The sequence below is a fragment of the Bordetella genomosp. 4 genome, assembly GCF_002261185.1.
Lineage (GTDB): Bacteria > Pseudomonadota > Gammaproteobacteria > Burkholderiales > Burkholderiaceae_B > Bordetella_A.
Genome location: NZ_NEVQ01000001.1, coordinates 320,578 through 337,564, shown reverse-complemented (window position 1 = coordinate 337,564; position 16,987 = coordinate 320,578). Strand labels below are relative to the sequence as shown.

Annotated in this window: 14 protein-coding genes; 3 read left to right on the top strand and 11 right to left on the bottom strand. The window is 59.0% G+C overall.

The window, feature by feature from the left end; genetic code table 11:
- Window positions 1–5 precede the first annotated feature (5 nt).
- The 5 genes from CAL20_RS01575 to CAL20_RS01555 are packed head-to-tail and all read right to left on the bottom strand — an operon-like array spanning window position 6 to window position 6,638.
- Window positions 6–1,532, bottom strand: a complete 1,527-nt coding sequence (locus CAL20_RS01575) for an efflux transporter outer membrane subunit (RefSeq protein ID WP_094837004.1) — start codon at window positions 1,530–1,532, stop codon at window positions 6–8.
- A 14-nt stretch (window positions 1,533–1,546) separates the two neighbouring features.
- The gene (locus CAL20_RS01570) at window positions 1,547–2,662 is read right to left on the bottom strand and encodes an ABC transporter permease (protein ID WP_094837003.1); all 1,116 of its coding nucleotides are present in this window, start codon (window positions 2,660–2,662) and stop codon (window positions 1,547–1,549) included.
- Window positions 2,663–2,666: 4 nt separating this feature from the next.
- Window positions 2,667–3,851: an ABC transporter permease gene (locus tag CAL20_RS01565; RefSeq protein ID WP_094837002.1), complete on the bottom strand. Its 1,185-nt coding sequence runs from the start codon at window positions 3,849–3,851 to the stop codon at window positions 2,667–2,669.
- Window positions 3,848–5,638, bottom strand: coding sequence for an ATP-binding cassette domain-containing protein (locus tag CAL20_RS01560; protein ID WP_094837001.1), 1,791 nt, complete (start codon window positions 5,636–5,638; stop codon window positions 3,848–3,850). Before CAL20_RS01560 ends, CAL20_RS01565 begins: the two co-directional genes overlap by 4 nt.
- Window positions 5,639–5,642: 4 nt before the next feature.
- Complete coding sequence (locus CAL20_RS01555) at window positions 5,643–6,638, bottom strand: HlyD family efflux transporter periplasmic adaptor subunit (protein ID WP_094837000.1); 996 nt, start codon at window positions 6,636–6,638, stop codon at window positions 5,643–5,645.
- A gap of 100 nt (window positions 6,639–6,738) precedes the next feature.
- On the opposite strand from CAL20_RS01555, the gene CAL20_RS01550 reads away from it, so the two are divergent.
- On the top strand, window positions 6,739–7,404 hold the full coding sequence (locus CAL20_RS01550; protein ID WP_094836999.1) for a TetR/AcrR family transcriptional regulator: 666 nt from the start codon (window positions 6,739–6,741) through the stop codon (window positions 7,402–7,404).
- Between the two features lie 75 nt (window positions 7,405–7,479).
- Here CAL20_RS01550 and CAL20_RS01545 read toward each other — a convergent pair whose 3' ends face one another.
- From CAL20_RS01545 to CAL20_RS01535, 3 genes are all read right to left on the bottom strand, one after another.
- Window positions 7,480–8,787 carry an MFS transporter gene (locus tag CAL20_RS01545; protein ID WP_373558258.1) on the bottom strand — a complete coding sequence of 436 codons (1,308 nt, stop codon included), beginning with the start codon at window positions 8,785–8,787 and terminating at the stop codon, window positions 7,480–7,482.
- Window positions 8,788–9,002: 215 nt separating this feature from the next.
- Complete coding sequence (locus CAL20_RS01540) at window positions 9,003–9,863, bottom strand: class I SAM-dependent methyltransferase (protein ID WP_141217643.1); 861 nt, start codon at window positions 9,861–9,863, stop codon at window positions 9,003–9,005.
- Between the two features lie 62 nt (window positions 9,864–9,925).
- Window positions 9,926–10,924 (bottom strand): MerR family transcriptional regulator, encoded by a 999-nt coding sequence (locus CAL20_RS01535; protein WP_094819507.1) that lies wholly within the window; start codon window positions 10,922–10,924, stop codon window positions 9,926–9,928.
- A gap of 137 nt (window positions 10,925–11,061) precedes the next feature.
- Between CAL20_RS01535 and CAL20_RS01530 the strand changes: the two genes are divergently transcribed.
- Window positions 11,062–12,030, top strand: coding sequence for a LysR substrate-binding domain-containing protein (locus CAL20_RS01530; protein WP_094819506.1), 969 nt, complete (start codon window positions 11,062–11,064; stop codon window positions 12,028–12,030).
- A 75-nt stretch (window positions 12,031–12,105) separates the two neighbouring features.
- Here CAL20_RS01530 and CAL20_RS01525 read toward each other — a convergent pair whose 3' ends face one another.
- The 3 genes from CAL20_RS01525 to glmS form a co-directional block, all read right to left on the bottom strand.
- Window positions 12,106–13,083: an alpha/beta hydrolase gene (locus tag CAL20_RS01525; RefSeq protein WP_141217642.1), complete on the bottom strand. Its 978-nt coding sequence runs from the start codon at window positions 13,081–13,083 to the stop codon at window positions 12,106–12,108.
- The gene (locus CAL20_RS01520) at window positions 13,070–14,086 is read right to left on the bottom strand and encodes a Bug family tripartite tricarboxylate transporter substrate binding protein (protein ID WP_094819504.1); all 1,017 of its coding nucleotides are present in this window, start codon (window positions 14,084–14,086) and stop codon (window positions 13,070–13,072) included. Before CAL20_RS01520 ends, CAL20_RS01525 begins: the two co-directional genes overlap by 14 nt.
- 419 nt (window positions 14,087–14,505) lie before the next feature.
- On the bottom strand, window positions 14,506–16,338 hold the full coding sequence (gene glmS / locus CAL20_RS01515) for a glutamine--fructose-6-phosphate transaminase (isomerizing) (RefSeq protein ID WP_094819503.1): 1,833 nt from the start codon (window positions 16,336–16,338) through the stop codon (window positions 14,506–14,508).
- Between the two features lie 151 nt (window positions 16,339–16,489).
- Between glmS and CAL20_RS01510 the strand changes: the two genes are divergently transcribed.
- Window positions 16,490–16,981: an Lrp/AsnC family transcriptional regulator gene (locus CAL20_RS01510; protein WP_094819502.1), complete on the top strand. Its 492-nt coding sequence runs from the start codon at window positions 16,490–16,492 to the stop codon at window positions 16,979–16,981.
- Window positions 16,982–16,987: the final 6 nt, after the last annotated feature.

The window sequence follows — 16,987 nt, the reverse complement described above, 5'->3', positions numbered from 1 at the left end:
CCTCATCACTGCCGGACTGTCATTTGCGATGCGTCCGAAACAAGTGGTATGTTGCCGAGCACTTTGTTCACTGCGATAAAGCGAGTGTTCAGGCGTCCCTGGCTGAGCGCCAAATCACGGCGCGCGGCAACATAACCGCGCTGAGTATCCAGCACGATCATGAAATCGACGACACCGCCGTCGTATTGGACCTGCGCCAGCTGATAAGCCTGTTGCGCCGCATGCACGCGACGCTCGAGCTCCCTGAGGTTTTGCTGTTCGGCGGTGTAGCCGCTCAACGCATCATCGATTTCCTGCCAGGCCTTGAGCACAGTTTGTTGATAGTTCACCGCGGCTTCCTGCTGCTGCAGTTCGCGCAGTTGCACCACGCTCGTACGTCTGCCGTGATCGAAGATAGGGAGGTTCAAAGTAGGACCGATCGACCATGTGCGGCTGCCCCAATCCGAAAACTCGCCGCTAAGGTAGCTCTCGTATCCGAATCGCGCACCCAGTCGAATACTCGGGTATAGATCCGCTTTGGCGATGCCGATGGCAGCGGTGGCGCTATGCAAACGAGCTTCGGCCGCGCGGATATCGGGCCGGCGCAATGCCACCTCTGAGGGCAGCCCTAAAGCCAAATCGGGTAATGCAGGCTGCTCCGGGGCGACTGGCGCCGTCAGTTCGGCACGCAACGAGCCCGGCCGTTGTCCCAACAGCAGGGCAATCTGGTTGATGCCTGACCCTTCCTGTGCCAGCAATCCGGGCAGTTGTGCCTTGAACGCCGACAGTTCAGCACGCTGCTGCTCCAGATTCAAGTGATTGATCGTTCCTCCGCGTACTTGTGCCTCCAGGAGTTCCAGACGATCCTGCAAGGTTGCGATATCCTCGCGCGTCAAACGGATCTGGTTCTGCGTGGTCCGTAGATCGAAATAGTTGCGCGCAACGTCGCTCACCAAGGTCAGTCGGGTCAAGTCCAATAAAGCGCTCTGCTGGGCGACATCTGCATCGGCAGCCTCGACGGACCGACGTACACGTCCCCACAAGTCCAACTCCCAAGAGGCGTCAAATCCCGCCTGGTACAAGGTGAAAGGCTCCGATAGCAGTTTGACGAGATCATCCCGATTGCCCTCTGCGGCCACGGCATCAATCAAGCGCACGCTTGCGCCGTATTCACTCTGACGCTGCCGGTTCACGCCACCGCTGGCGTTAATATCGGGCCCCCGCTGCGCCGCAGTGACAGAGCGTTGTGTCCGCGCCTGCGCGAGACGCAATGCAGCGGTCTGCAGATCGGGGCTGCCTTCGAAGGCGCGCCGTTCCAATCCATCAAGTACGGGATCGCCAAATGCCCGCCACCAATCTGCGGGCAACATGGCGCTGGTCATCGCTGAACTACGCAAACTGTCATCCGCACTGCGCCAACTCGTCCAATCGTCGGGCGCCTCGGGCGAGGGCGTGGCAAAGTCGGGGCCGACAGCACACCCGGCTATCATCAAGACGGCCAGGCACGACGCAAGAAGCGTGGACGATCGATTCAAAGGACGATAACCAGACATGGCGAATACCTGAATCAAGAAAGCCGATGACGAAACAACCAAGCTGCGAAGGGCAGGGTAATAGCCCCCGTCACCAGCAAGGGAACAAAGTCGAGCGCGACATCGGCCAAGCCGGCGCCCTCTAGATACACACGCCGCACAATGCTGGTGCCGAAGCGCAGCGGATTGGCGTATGTCGCCATCTGCAGGATCTCGGGCATGTTTTTCACCGAGGTGATCAGCCCCGACAACAGCATCAAGGGCATGATCAGCAAGAAGGTATAGAGCATGGCCTGCTGCATGGTCAGCGACAATGCCGAAATTGAAAGGCCGAGCCCCACCGACGCGATGGTGAATGTGAGCAGCCCCAGATACAGTAGCGCGATCGATCCACTCATCGGTATCTGGAACCAGAATCGAATGACGAGAAAAATGATTGTGGACTGGAGCAACCCGATGAGAATGGCTGGGATGGCCTTGCCGATCAGGATCTGCATCGGCGTAAGCGGCGTCACCAATAACTGATCAAACGTGCCTTGTTCGCGTTCGCGCGCTACGGACAGCGCGGAGATCAGCAAAGTCTGCAGCATGCTCAGTGCGCCGATCAGCGCGGGCATGATGTTCCAACGAGACTCCAGATTAGGATTGAACCAGGCACGCCGCTCGATAGTGATCCCTCGCCCTCCGGCACCTATCGAGGCGTTGTAGCTGGCGACGATGGAGCCCACGTAGCCAGCTGCCAAAGCCGCAGTAGAGGAGTTGCGCCCATCCAGAATCACCTGTAGTGGCGCACGCTGACCGGCATTGAGGCGCCGGTCAAAATCCGCCGGAATCGCGATGACCACCAGCGCTTTATTGCTGTCGATAACCTGGGCGATCTGCGTGGACGAACTGAGCGTGGCCGCGCGATGAAACACCCCTGTGCCGTCCAGTCTCGCTATCAATTGAGAGGCAGCCTGACCTAGGCTCTGATCGAGTACCGCATAAGGAACGTTCGTCAGGTCGAACGTCGCCCCGTAGCCGAACAACAAGGCTTGAATCAACGCCGGCGCAAATAGAACCACCCGGCTGGACGGATCCTTCAGTAACGCGAGGATCTCTTTACGTATCAATGCGCCGATCTGCGCGAGGGTGGCGATCCAGGCAGTCATGGCATCATTCCAACGTTTTGCGCAACTGGGCGCGAGTCGCAACCGTCAGCACCACAGCGTAGAGTGTCAGTATGCCAACGCTCCACATGATGGTCGGCCAATGATTACCCGCTAAAAACAGGGTCTTTATGAGCGCCATAAAATGCGTCGCGGGCAGCACCTGGCTGATGACCTGAATGAATACAGGCGTATTACGCAGATCAAATACAAAACCGGAGAGCATCAAGGCGGGCATGAAACTGGCCAGCAGGGCGACCTGGCTGGCCTGGAACTGGTTGCGTACGACGGCGGAGATAAACAGCCCCAGCAGCAGCGACACGACCAGGTACAGCATAGACACCATCACGATGATGGCAAGCGAGCCGCGCACCGGTACATGGAAAAGAAAATGGGAAGCCAGCAGACACATCAACAGATCGATGGCCCCGATCACCAGGTACGGCGCGATTTTTGAGAGCACGATTTCCAGTGGCCGCACCGGGGTAACAAACAGCGACTCCAAGGTACCGCGTTCCCACTCTCGGGCGATCAATAGTGAGGTCAGGAAGGCACCTACCAGGGTCAGCACCAATACGATGAGGCCTGGCACCAAATACCAGCGGCTTTCTGCCGCTTCGTTGAACCACATGCGCTGCACGACTTCGACACTGCCGGAGGCAGGCGGCTTATTTCCGCTGCGGTCGGCCTGCCGCTGCGCCCAGAGGCCTATCGCGCCATTCACGTATCCCTCTATCGTAGAAGCCGAGCTGGAATCCACGCCATTGAGTATCAGTTGCAGGCGTGCATCGCCATGATTGAGGCGACGCGAAAAATCCATGGGCACGCGCAGGATGCCATCCACCGATCCCGACCGCATCATGCGTTGCGCTTCGCTCATGTCTGATACGAATACCGACGCCAGATAATCCGAGCCTCGCAAGCCATCGACCGCTTCGCGCGCGGTTGGAGACTGATCTTCCATGACTACAGCCAAGGGCGCGTGTTTGACGTCGAACGACAGGCCATATCCAAACAACAGGATCAACGCCACGGGCAACAAGAGTCCAACCGCAAGGTTGCTCTTGTCACGCAGCACCTGCCTGACTTCCTTGCGCAGCAAGGCAAGAAATCGGCGATAAAAACCGGAGGCGTACGACGATGCGCTGCGCTTGCTGGCACTCGCGCGGCTTGCCGGTTCTCGCACAATCATGACGCCGCTCCCTGTGCCGGCTGACTGGTGGCGCGAGCGCGGCTTTGTTCGACGATGGCGATGAAAGCACTATTCATATCCATGTCTTTTTCTCCACTATGCGGAGCACCGGCCTGGTTACGCACCTCTAGCGGCGTACCCAAGGCCAGCATCTTGCCCGCGTCCTGAATGGCGATGCGGTCGCAATATTCTGCTTCCTCCATAAAGTGGGTGGTAATGATGATGGTTACACCTTCCTGAGCCAAGGCAGTAATGGTGCGCCAGAACGCGCGCCGCGCCAGCGGATCGATGCCACTTGTAGGCTCATCCAGGAACAGGATTTCCGGTTGGTGCAACAGGGCTGCGGCCATCGCCAGGCGCTGTTTATAGCCGCCAGGCAATAGGCCGCTGACAGCGTCGCCAGGCAAATGAAATTGCTCGATGACGGCAGCGACACGCTGCCGCAGCCCTTGTCCGCGCAGGCCGTATGCGCCACCGAAAAACTCCAGGTTTTCGCGCACCGTCAGGTTGCTGTATAGGGCGAATTTTTGCGACACATAACCGATACGCGCGCGTGCCTGCGCACGTGCAGTTCGCAGATCGACGCCGACGACTTCCAGATGGCCGCTCGATGCAGGCAGCAGCCCGCACAACATGCGAAAGGTCGTCGTCTTGCCCGCGCCATTGGGGCCAAGCAGGCCAAAGATTTCGCCGCGCGCCACGTCGAACGATGTGCTCGCCACCGCGGTGAAGTCGCCGAATTTTCGCACCAGATCACGCACCACGATGACCGGTTTTTCCTCGCGGGTTATGACTGAGCCCTGCGATGTGCCGGCGTGCGGAGGTGAGGCAGCATCGCCGTCGTCCTGATGCTGCCGCAGCAGCATCATGAAGGCGTCTTCGAGTTCTTCTGGACGAGGCGTTGGCGTGAGGCCCCCGAGCAAGGCGTCGAGCCGCTTGCCATCCGCCTTTCCCTGTCGAATAAAGCGTACGGCTCCGCCCTTTGGCACGGCGTCGACGATCAACTCATCGGCGTCGACCAACCGCGCCTGCAGATCGCGCGCAGGCATGTCGCCGGCAGGCGTCACGACGAAGGTCAAACCGCGCGCTTGTTCGGCCAGCGCCGCCGGTTTTCCCTGGGCCAATACCTTGCCCTGATTCATTACGAATACCTGGGCGCAGCGTTCGGCCTCGTCCATATAGGCCGTGCTCACCATGACGCTGAGCTGTTCGTCCGCGACTAACTGCTGCAGAATTTTCCATAGTTCGCGCCGCGACAGCGGATCAACGCCCACGCTGGGTTCGTCCAGCAGCAGGAGATCAGGCGAACGCACCAGCGTGCAGGCCAGACCGAGTTTTTGCTTCATGCCGCCAGAGAGCTTGCCGGCCGGCCGCCTCGTAAAAGGCGCCAGATCTGTCATGTCAAGGAGCCGCGCAAAACGTTCGCGGCGCACATCGTGCGGCACGCCATGCAAGTCGGCGTAAAGATCGAGATTTTCTTGTACGCCGAGATCTTCGTACAGGCCAAAGCGCTGCGGCATGTAGCTGATCCTGTCCTGCACGGCTTGCGGATTGCTAGCCACGTCGAGACCCAGTACGTGCAGGCTCCCCGCATCAGGTTTGAGCAGACCAGCTGTCATACGCAACAGGGTAGTCTTGCCCGCGCCATCCGGACCGACCAGGGCGGTCAACATGCCCCGATGGACCGTCAACGAAATGGCGTCTACCGCGTGCAGCGGTTCGCCTGCCGGAGAGTCGAACGTCTTGCTCAATTGCCGAGCAAGGACTATCGCGTCGCCATCGCTCATGACGCTACTCGCCCGTAGCGAAGCGTACGGTGGCGGGCTGTCCGAGCCGCAACCGGTCTTCTGCATCCTCGACCAGCACGCGCACCTCATAAACCAGACTGGTGCGTAACTCCTCGGTTTGTACCGACTTGGGGGTGAATTCGGCCACTGAGGAGATGTAGCCGACCGTGCCTTCGACCGCCTGATCAGGATGACTGTCCGTGTAGACCTCTGCGGCCATGCCCGACTGGAGCTTGCCTAGATCAGGTTCACTGACATACACGCGCACCCATTTGGGTTGAGTCAGCGCCAAGGCGAACACGGCCTTCTGGGGCGTCGCCATATCGCCGGGCTCGAGCAGCCGGGACCGAATGACGGCATCGGCCGGGGCCTTGAGTTCACCCTGCGCGATTTGGTGTTCCAGCAACGCCAGTTGTGCTTGCGAGACCTGCAGTTGAGCCGCAGCGGCGTCGATATCCTCCTGGCGCGGCCCGACTTCTGTCAGGCGCAAGGCTTCCTCTTGCTCCGCCAGCCTGGCTCTGGCTACCTGGACACTGCTGCGAGCGCGGTCGAGATCCTGGGCACTGACGCCACGTCCTTGCGTGTTGGCTGCGATCCCTTGCAGACGGGTCAGATCCTGCTGCGCGCGCGTGGCCTCAGCCTTCGAGGCGGCCAGCCGGCTGCGCGCCTGAGCGATTTCTTCCGGACGCGATCCGTTCCTCAGGCGCGCCAGATTCTGCCGCTGCACGTCGATCTGCGCGCGTGCTTGAGCGGCCTGTAATTGCAGGGTACGAGTATCGAGTATGCCCAATACCATGCCTGCCTTGACGTGGTCGCCTTCATCGACGCGCAACGCCATCACCCGGCCATTGCCGTCGAAGGCCAGCGCAATCTGCCTGATGTCCACGTTGCCATGCAAGACCAATGTGCCGTTTGCACCGGTATCGCGGAAGTACCACCACGCTCCGCCTCCCAGGGCCAACACGACGATGGCCACAATGGCGATGAGGGGCTTTTTCATCCATGGCTCCAAGAAGGGGCAGACATTAGATTAAAGTTAAATTGATTTTAAATTTATGATCGAAGAAAATGCAAGCTGTGATGCCCAGGAGATTGCACCGATGATTAAGGCCTCGCGCGGACCTCGTGCCGATGGAGAGGCGACCCGCAACCGAATACTGCAAGCCGCCGGAGCGCTATTTGCAGCCACGGGATACGCCGAGACGACAAGCAAGGAAATCGCCACTCAGGCACAGGTCGACCTGGCATCGATCAACTATCATTTCGGCAGCCGCAGCGGGCTTTATCAGGCGGTGCTGGTCGAAGCGCATCATCAACTCGTCAACTATGCCGATCTGCAGCAGATCGCTGGCAGCACGGCCTCGCCGCCCCAGAAGCTGAGGATTTTCATTGACTTGCTGGTAGACCGCGCAATTGGCCAGCCAGAAGGCTGGCATTTGCATGTGCTGGCTCGTGAGCTGCTCGCGCCGAGCTCACATCTGCAGTTGCTGGTTCAAAATGTGCTGCAGCCAAAGCTCGCTGTCGTCCGGCAGATCCTCAGCGACATCACAAATATCCCGCCGGACGACCCTGCGTTAACGCGCTGCCTGCTCAGCGTTGCGGCCCCCTGTCTGATGCTGCTGGTAGGCGCGCGCGGTATCCCCGGGCCGCTGCAAGAGGCTCGCCAGATGTCGCGAGATGCGATCGTCGATCATCTGTGCCGCTTTTCGTTGGGGGGATTGCGGGCGATAGCCGCTCAAGACCCTCAGGATGCTACGAATCCATGAGCGGTGGCCCGCCACATCCACCCCGCACGTGAAACCGGCGGGGCTTGCGGTGCATCGGGTCAGACAACTCCTTTCTTAGTGGTCGTCAATATGCGTCTCGTGTGCCCGCTCTTTGATCATGAAAGCGGAAATCACACCGAGTACGACCCCGAACATCACGTAATACGCAGGTGACATGGCCGAGCCCGTCGCGCGAATCAGCCAAGTCACAATGAATTGCGCAAAACCGCCGAAGACCATGACCGCGATGTTGTAAGCCATGGACATACCGGCCGAACGGACGTTGGCAGGGAACAGCTCTGCCATGACCGTCGAGAAAACGCCAAAGAACGCGGAAACAAACAAACTGATGATTAGCTGAACGGTCAGCAGTTTCCCGATGCTGGGTTCTGCAACCAACCACGCATAAAGCGGATAGAGGATGACCAGATAGCCAAGCAACGACGTGATCAGTAGCGGACGCCGCCCTATGCGATCCGACAAAGCCCCCATGAACGGCATCAACACCACCATGAGGGCGGCACCTGCCATCTGGACCAAGAACGTGTCATGCAGGGGAAGTTTCAGCGTGACCGTGGAAAAAGTGATGAGGTAGGTGAACGTGATGTAGATGGAAACCGTGCAAGTCACCACCAGGCCCATGCCTGTCAGCGTTTCGCGAGCATGGGTGCGAAGCATCTCCATCAAGCCCATTTCTTTGACGGTGCCGGCGGCTTTGGCAGCCACCAGACGCTTGAATGTTTCCGGCTCGTCGACATGGCGGCGGATATAGATCGCGACAGGCACGATGAGCAGACCAAAGGCAAACGGAATACGCCAGGCCCATGCCATGAGTTCTTCCTGGCTGAAAATGTCAGTGATGAGCGTCCCGACCATGGCGCCAAGCAGCAGCGCAATCATCTGTCCTGTCATCTGCCAAGCACCGTAGAAACCCCGCTTGCCAGGCGGCGCTAATTCAATCAGCAAGGCCGTCGAGGTGCCGAACTCGCCGCCTGCTGCGAATCCTTGCAGCAAGCGGGCGATGACGATCAACAAGGGGGCCAGAATCCCGACCGCAGCATAGGTGGGGGCCAATGTAATGACGGCAATGGCCACGGCCATCAATCCCGTCACGGTGACCATCGCGGCTTTTCTGCCCTTGCGGTCGCCATAGATGCCCAGCACGATGCCACCGACGGGCCTCATGAAAAAGCCGACGCCAAATACTGCCGTCGTCAGCAGAATCTGGTTGATGTTGTCGTCGGGATTGGCTGGGTTGCTCGGGAAAAACAGCTTTGCCACGATGGGCGTCATGAAGGCAAACACCAGGAAGTCATACCATTCCAGGGCATTGCCGATCACTGCTGCAAGAATACTTCTTTTGGGGACTTTGTTTTCGCTCAAGAACTGCTCCACGCTATCGAAAGGCAGGCTGAATTATTACCTATACCGCTCAATAGGGCCTGTAAATTTCTACTCCAATCCTGTTTTAACAAAAATAATCGCCCCAGGCTCGAACGAGCCCCGGGGGCGATTCAACCAATCAAAAGGCGGCAGGCGTGCGCCTGACACGACGTCGATGGATGCGGTGCCAGCTGTCGCTGCGCCCTTCGATACGCCTAATCCTTGATAGCGCTCAGACAACGAAAGCCCTCGCCTGCAATCTGCAGGCCATCTCTACGGCCCGCGAAATAACGGGCATTGAGATCGCTGGCACCCAGGTCTTCGTCGACCCGAAAGCCTGCACGTGCCAGCAGCTCGCCCATGCGCTGTGGCGTGCAAGATGATTTCCACGGCTCGCCACCGGCGGCCATCATACTGGCCGTGAACTGCATCATGACCTGTTCCATGGGATGCAACTGTGTCTCGTCCAGCCGGTAGTCAAGCGAAATAGTCGAGCCCACAGCGAGCTGCTCCAACGTTGCAATCTCGCGCTCGACGATATCGTTGTCGAGGTATACAAGCACCCCCAGCACAGACAGACTGACAGGCTTGGAGAGGTCGGCTCCGCCGGCGCGAAGACCATCAACGGCAGACATCTCACGCAGATCCGTAGCGACATACCGCAGGTTTTCTGGTTGAGCCCATTTGTTTTCTGCATAAAGACGAGCTTTCCAGTGCTGCATCGAAGGCTGGTCCAGTTCAAACGTGGCGACAGCCGGCAGCGTGGATGCGGCACGCAATGCCCAGGTATCGAGGCCAGCGCCCACCACGCAGTATTGCACGGTCCCGTTGGCGATGGCGCTCAATAAGGAGTCTTCCGCGAATCGTGTACGGGCGACCATTGCCGCTCGCATCGAGCGCGAGGAGACGTCGTTGTGTACAAGCGGCTCTCGTATCAGCGATGCCGCATTGGCACTGCCCAGCGATGCGACGGCAAAAGGGTCTTTGAATACCAGGTCGTCTTCTAGAATCTGATGGGCCGCTCGCGCAGTAGCAACGCGCATCGCTGACGGACTTGGGCAATCAATCGGTTTCACTGGAATACTCCTTTGCTCGGTTCAACGAACGGAGTACTTTCATGCCTGACGTAACGTCAGGGTCAAGAGGCTGCCGCGTCCAGATAGGCTCTCAACTGCGGACTGACGAAGTGACCGAGCGCCAATATAGGCTCCGAGGCATAGGCCTGCGCCAGTTTGACCGCAAGCGACCTATCTTGCGCGACGGTTCGAAGCGAGAGTTCGCGATAGCGAGCCAGCAACGCGCGCGCAGCATCCGCCTTGGGAGAGACAGATGCTGCAAGCAGCTTCTCTCCTTGCGCGGCAAAGGACTCCCACTCTGGTCCGGTGGAACCATCCAGGCGCTCGAGTTCCGCTGGCGTGAGGTGGCGTCGCAACGCCGCCAGACGCAATCCGATGGCCTGTTCAAGATATTGCATGAGTTCCGGGTCGAGTCCGGCATGCCTGGCAGTTTCAGGGGCCTCCTGATGCATTCGCACCCAGTCGAAAATGACACCAAGCCGGCCACCGAAGACCGACATCGCGATGTTCATCCAGCGCTGTGCGAGCAACTGAACTTGCGCGTCATCCACAGGAGTGCCGCTGGCTAGACAAGCATTCAAATGCTCGGCAATTGGTTCCCATCGAGATTTGGCGCGATGCCAGCGTCCGAGCAGTTTCCGTACGTGTTGAACAGGCAGGTATAGCTCGTGGGCTTCAAGCAGGCGGATACCATCGAGCAAATCCGCGGCGCAGGCGTTTTTTCCGGAAACGCTGTGCTCCAGAAACTGCAGCTTGTCTTTGAGCTGCTTGATTTCCTCGAGCTTGCGACTGACCTCTGCCACCTGATGGCGCAGCAACTCTTGTGGCGTGAACTTGCGCTCAGCCAGCATCGCGGCAATCGCTTCGAGACTGAGTCCCAATTGCTTGAGAGACTGAACAGCATGCAACCGCTCGATGTCCTTTGGACTGTAGAGGCGGTATCCTGATTCGCTCCTGGCGCCGGGACATACCAATCCGATGTGGTCGTAGTGATGCAGCGTGCGTACAGTGATACCTGCGCGCTTGGCGACTGCTCCTATTGTGAGATGAATGGCGTCCATGGTTTGTCTGTTGCTACTCGAAGTATCTCGGCACGGCGCGATTTTTACAATCTTATTTGTAACTCAAGAGTTGTTCACACTAGCGTTGTTTACCCAAATTAATCGAAACTACCCACGTGAAGAAACCTGCCTAGTCTATGTACCCTGCAAGCCGTAACCGTCCGTCTTTCTCTCTGACCACGCTACACGTGTTCGTAGCGGTTGCGCGCCTGGGCAGCTTCACACGCGCGGCAGAGTCTGTGCATCTCACACAAAGCGCGGTGAGCAAACATATCGGTCTGCTGGAGTCGCAACTGGGCGTGCCGCTGCTGACCCGCTCGGGCGGCGTGACCCTTACCGAAGCAGGCCAACAGTTCCTAGAAGCCATCGAACCCCCGCTGGATCAGATCACCCGCGCAGCGCAGCGCATCGCCCAACCCCATACTGAGCAGACCGTCATCAGCTTGCTGGCACCGCCCGCCGTGCTGCAGTATTGGCTGATTGCCTTACTACCGCGCTTTGAACTCGAGCACCCCGATATAGACCTGCGGCTCACGCCGCGTCTATTGAGCGCCCGGTCGCCCCGCTTAGACCTGGATGCGGAGATCCGTTTTGGCGCTGGCATCGGTCAGGGCGTTTGGGCGCGCTATCTGTTCGGCCGCGAGATGTGCGTGGTGGCCAGCCCCGCACTACTGGAGCGACAGGCACTGCGCACGCCCGCCGATCTCGCGCATATGCGCCGCTTCAGTCACACGCTCTACCCCGCCGCATGGTCGGAATGGGCTTTAGCGATGAATGCCGGTTTCTCGCCCACCCAAGATGGTCAGTTCTACGACCACTATTCGGTAATGATCGAAGCCATTCAGGCACAACTGGGTATCGGCATCGTGCCCAGGCTGCTAGTGCGTAAGGTGCTGGCCAACGGCGAACTGGTTGCACCTTTCGATGAAGTGATGCTGGGCAGCAGCGGTTACTACCTGGTGCTGCGAGATGGCTCCGTCGGCGCAGCCGGCGCGCTGCGCCAAGTGGGAGATTGGCTTAAGGCGCGCGCTGACGAGTTAGCCAGCGAATGGCTAAAAAACGTGACGACGAGAGTGCACTACAGCGGCAGCAAAGCAAGGCGGTGAGCACAGTATCCCGGCCTCGTTCGGGATACTGTGCGACTCGAAAATGTGGTTGGTGTACCGATCTGAGCAGTATGGCTAGACCAGCGCCAGCAATTCGACGCATGCCTGCCTCACGTGCGCGCGAGCCTGGGCGCTGGCTGTGAGCATGCGCGCAAAACCATGTGGCATGGCCGCCGCGCGCAACAGAACCACTTTGAGTCCACCTTCAGCAAGCCGGTGTGCATAGGCTTCGCCTTCATCGCGCAGAATATCGCAGGCAGCGGTCATGATGACGGCCGGAGGAAGAGATGCCGGCCGCGTCCAGAGATCGAGATGCAAGCGCGGATCGTCTGCATGTTTGTGCGGATCACCGATGTAGGCATCCCAGAAATGGCGCATTGTGGCGGTCGACAATCCGGGGCCACGGTCGAACTCGCGCAGACTAGGCGTATCCGCATGCCTGTGCACAGGCGGATAGAACAGCAGCAAGCGATCAATGGCAGGATCGCCCTGATCGCTGGCTTGCATGGCGCAGCCCAGAGCGAGGTGCGCCCCGGCGCTATCACCGCCAAGCGCCAGCGGCGTCTGCGGGTCGGCGCCGAACAATCCACCATGCTTCGACAGCCAGCGCACCGCCTCCCAGCCATCGTCCAACGGCGCCGGAAAGGGATTCTCCGGCGCGCGACGGTAATGCACACTCGCCACGACGTAACCCAATTCCAGAGCCAGTTGTGCACACAGCGCATCGTGGGTCGCCACACTGCCCACCATCCAACCGCCACCATGAAAATACACCATCAGCCGACGACGAGTGGCCTGCCCACCTGGCGGTAGATACAGCCGCACGGGAATCTCCCGGCCCGCCGCACCGATATAAGTGTCGCGACGCGCAACACCCATATCCGGCGGCGACGGTAAGGCCAGCGCAATTAGCTCGCTCACGTGCCGGCGACGCTGCGTATCATCCAGACCGCTGTCGATCAGACTGGCGTCCAGGTTGCTTACTTTCTGCAGAAAAGCATGCAGTTCGGCATCAAGGCCACCCAAGGAAACGCTCATGCTATTGGTTGTCACGGATATTCCTGCTTTCCACGATGGTGGCCCATTTCTTGGTTTCGTCAGCCACAAAACTGCCAAACTCAGATCCGAGCGGGCCGCCGACCGTCACCCCCTCGCTGGAAAAACGCGTGCGCAAAGACTCATCCTGCAGCGCCCGCTCTAACACAGCCGCCATCTGCTGAGCAGTTGCCGGCTCGATGCCTGCCGGTGCAAACATGCCAAACCAGTTAATCACTTCGAAGCCCTCTACACCACTTTCCATCACCGTCGGCACGTCCGGCAACGCCGAGTTGCGCTGCGCACCGGTCACGGCCAAGGGCTTGTACTTGCCTGAACGCACCAACGGTAAGGCCGAACTGGGGTTCTCGAAGATACCCGACACTAGCCCGCTGACCACATCGGCAGTATGCGCCGAACCACCCTTGTAGGGCACATGCGTAATGGGCACCCCGGTCGACGACGCCAACAGCTCCATGGACATATGACTGAGCGTGCCACGCCCACCGGAGGCCAGCGTAATGACCTCACCTTTCTTGGCGGCCTGCACCAGATCGCCAACGTTCTGATAGGGCTTGTCGGCGGCCGTCACCAGCAACAAAGGATTGGACACGACCAGGCCGACGGGTACAAAGTCACGGACCGTGTCATAAGGCAGATTGTCGAACAAGGCATTGTTGACAGCAAAGCCGCCACCGGCCAGCAACAGGACGTACGCATCCCCCTTGGCACGGGCAACATATTCCGTGCCAATGCGCGTATCAGCGCCAGGTTTGTTCTCGACTACGAAAGGCTGGCCGGTCTGCTCGGCCATCTTTTGCGCGGCCGAGCGCGCAGCGATATCGGCAATGCCGCCGGGTGCATAGGGAACCACGAGGCGTACGGGCTTGGACGGCCATTCTGACGGCGCGGCCGCCGCGACAGGCGAAAGGCCGAAGCACGCCAAAATCAGAAATACGGCTGACAGGCTCGCCCACGGACGTTGCGTACGAGTAGCCCGACTGTTGGGATGCAGCTTCATGGTGTTCTCCTCCGATATCCGGTTTTGCTTTTTGATGAGCCTTCACTATGTCATGAAGATCGGTAGACGGAGATGAAAAGTGGACATGCTCATTCCGGATTGGAATGCCATGATGAGCTGCGTTAAATAGCGCACGTGCCGACAACCGTTTGCGCAGCAGGTTGGCAACAGCGGCGAGTCGCTTTTGTTCCGATGTTTGCAGCGAGGCGATACCACGCGCATACAGGTGGCGTACCGATTGGCACGCGAGATGTGATGCTATACGTTCGTCGGTTTTGAAAGCAGGCCCTCGTCGGAATCTACGCCGACGAGGATGTCTTGCACCCCACTACGCATGCGAAATAGATGAGAAAGAGCGCTGTACCAAACGCAACCGACTTTATTTATCGTTTTCACACATCGCCGCTACCTCGCCCAGATCACTCCACCGTCACACTCTTGGCCAGATTCCGCGGCTTATCCACATCGGTCCCACGCGCGCATGCCGTGTGATACGACAACAACTGCAGCGGGATCGTATGCAGGATCGGCGACAACACGCCATAGTGTTCCGGCATACGGATCACGTGCATGCCTTCGGCATTGGTAATACGGCTGTCGGCATCGGCAAACACATACAACTCACCGCCGCGGGCGCGGACTTCCTGCATGTTGGATTTCAGTTTCTCAAGCAAGGCATCGCGCGGGGCGATGGTCACGACGGGCATATGTTCGGTGACCAATGCCAGCGGGCCGTGCTTGAGCTCACCAGCCGGATAGGCCTCGGCGTGGATGTAGCTGATTTCTTTCAGCTTCAGCGCGCCTTCCAGCGCGATGGGATAATGCATGCCGCGTCCGAGGAACAAGGCGTTTTCCTTGGTCGCAAAGCGATCGGCCCACGCCATGATCTGAGGCTCGAGCGCCAACACTGAACCGATTGCGACGGGCAAGTGACGCAAGGCTTTCAGATGCTCGGCTTCTTGTTCGGCATTCAGTGTGCCGCGCACTTGGGCCAAGGCCAGCGTCAGCAAGAACAAGGCGGTCAATTGCGTGGTGAAGGCCTTGGTCGATGCAACGCCGATCTCTACACCCGCGCGCGTGATGTATGACAGCTTGCATTCACGCACCATCGCGCTGGTGGCCACGTTGCAGATGGTCAGCGTGTGCTCCATGCCCAGCGAACGAGCGTGTTTCAACGCGGCCAGCGTGTCGGCCGTCTCGCCGGATTGCGAGATGGTGACGACCAGCGAACGCGGGTTGGGCACGCTGTCGCGATAGCGATACTCGCTGGCGATCTCGACGGCGACGGGAATCTTTGCGACGGATTCGATCCAGTACTTGGCTGTCAACCCGGCGTAGTAGCTGGTGCCGCACGCCAGAATCAGCAGCGAATCGATGTCTTTGAAGACCTTGTACGCCTCGTCGCCGAATAGCTCGGGCGTGATGGTCTCGATGTCTTGCAAGGTATCGCCCACTGCGCGCGGCTGCTCGAAGATCTCTTTTTGCATGTAGTGGCGATAGGGGCCGAGCTCGGCAGCGCCAGTGTGTACCTGCACGGTATGAACTTTACGTTCTACGGGCTTGCCTTCGGTGTCGGTGATCCAGACGCGCGACAGTTGCAGATCGACGACGTCGCCGTCTTCCAGATAGATGATCTGATCGGTGGTGCCAGCCAGGGCCAAGGCATCAGAGGCGAGGAAGTTTTCGTTCTGGCCTACGCCAACGACCAAGGGCGAACCCTGGCGTGCGCCGACCACGCGGTGCGGTTCGTCACGGCAGAACACGGCGATCGCGTAGGCGCCATGCAGGCGGCGGACAGCCTGTTGCACAGCGTCGAATAAGTCGCCGTTGTACAGGTGATTGACCAGATGAGCAATGACCTCGGTGTCGGTCTGGCTTTCGAAAACATAGCCGGCGGCCTGCAGCTCGGCGCGCAACTCATCGTGATTCTCGATGATGCCGTTGTGTACCAGTGCAATACGCGGCTCGTCATTACCGAGATGAGAAAAGTGCGGGTGGGCGTTATGCGTGGCGGGCACGCCGTGGGTGGCCCAACGGGTGTGCGCGATGCCGGTGAAGCCGGACAGTTTGTCTTGAGCAATCTGATCGCCCAGCTCGGCGACGCGCTGCGTGCTGCGCGTACGGCGCAGATGTCCGTCCATGTACAGCGCGACGCCGCACGAATCGTAGCCACGGTATTCGAGCCGCTTCAGGCCCTCGACCAGGATGGGGGTAATGTCGCGCTGAGCGACGGCGCCAACGATGCCGCACATAAGGTGGATCTCCAATAATTGGGGTATGGGGCAGATTGTGCGCCGGATGGAATGAAATTTGATTTCCTTATTTCATTACATATGAAATCTTATTTTCTTACACAAACGTGATTAAATATATTTTCGTGTGATATGTATTTGTGAAATAAAAATGCAAGACAATGACTCCATCCCCCTTGAACTGGATGATTTGGATCGCCGCATCCTGAATCAGCTGCAGCATGACAGCGCGCTGACGAACCAGGAATTGGCGGCGCGGGTGCACGCATCGCCACCGACCTGTCTGCGCCGGGTGCGGCGACTGGTGGAATCTGGTGTGATCGCACGGCAGGTGGCTATCCTGGCGCCGGAAAAGCTGGGCAGCAGTTTGACGGCGATCGTGGAAATCACACTCGATGTGCAGGCGGCCGAAAGTCTGGAAGCGTTTGAACGCAGCCTGATGGATGAACAGGCTGTACAGCAATGCTATCGGGTATCGACAGGGCCAGATTTTGTCGTGATCGTGCAGGTGCGGGATATGCCCGCCTATCATGCGCTAGTGCATCGGGCGTTTACGGCACAGGCGAATGTACGCAACGTACGCACGTTTTTTTCAGTGCATCGGGCAAAGTTCGAGACACGAGTCGAAGTACCCGATGCATAGCGTCGA

Coding starts and splice junctions, on each gene's coding strand:
- CAL20_RS01520 (WP_094819504.1), bottom strand. CDS start 14,086: ATGAAGCTGCATCCCAACAGTCGGGCTACTCGTACGCAACGTCCGTGG.
- CAL20_RS01530 (WP_094819506.1), top strand. CDS start 11,062: ATGTACCCTGCAAGCCGTAACCGTCCGTCTTTCTCTCTGACCACGCTA.
- glmS (WP_094819503.1), bottom strand. CDS start 16,338: ATGTGCGGCATCGTTGGCGCCGTCGCTCAGCGCGACATTACCCCCATC.
- CAL20_RS01535 (WP_094819507.1), bottom strand. CDS start 10,924: ATGGACGCCATTCATCTCACAATAGGAGCAGTCGCCAAGCGCGCAGGT.
- CAL20_RS01555 (WP_094837000.1), bottom strand. CDS start 6,638: ATGAAAAAGCCCCTCATCGCCATTGTGGCCATCGTCGTGTTGGCCCTG.
- CAL20_RS01575 (WP_094837004.1), bottom strand. CDS start 1,532: ATGTCTGGTTATCGTCCTTTGAATCGATCGTCCACGCTTCTTGCGTCG.
- CAL20_RS01565 (WP_094837002.1), bottom strand. CDS start 3,851: ATGATTGTGCGAGAACCGGCAAGCCGCGCGAGTGCCAGCAAGCGCAGC.
- CAL20_RS01510 (WP_094819502.1), top strand. CDS start 16,490: ATGCAAGACAATGACTCCATCCCCCTTGAACTGGATGATTTGGATCGC.
- CAL20_RS01560 (WP_094837001.1), bottom strand. CDS start 5,638: ATGAGCGATGGCGACGCGATAGTCCTTGCTCGGCAATTGAGCAAGACG.
- CAL20_RS01570 (WP_094837003.1), bottom strand. CDS start 2,662: ATGACTGCCTGGATCGCCACCCTCGCGCAGATCGGCGCATTGATACGT.
- CAL20_RS01550 (WP_094836999.1), top strand. CDS start 6,739: ATGATTAAGGCCTCGCGCGGACCTCGTGCCGATGGAGAGGCGACCCGC.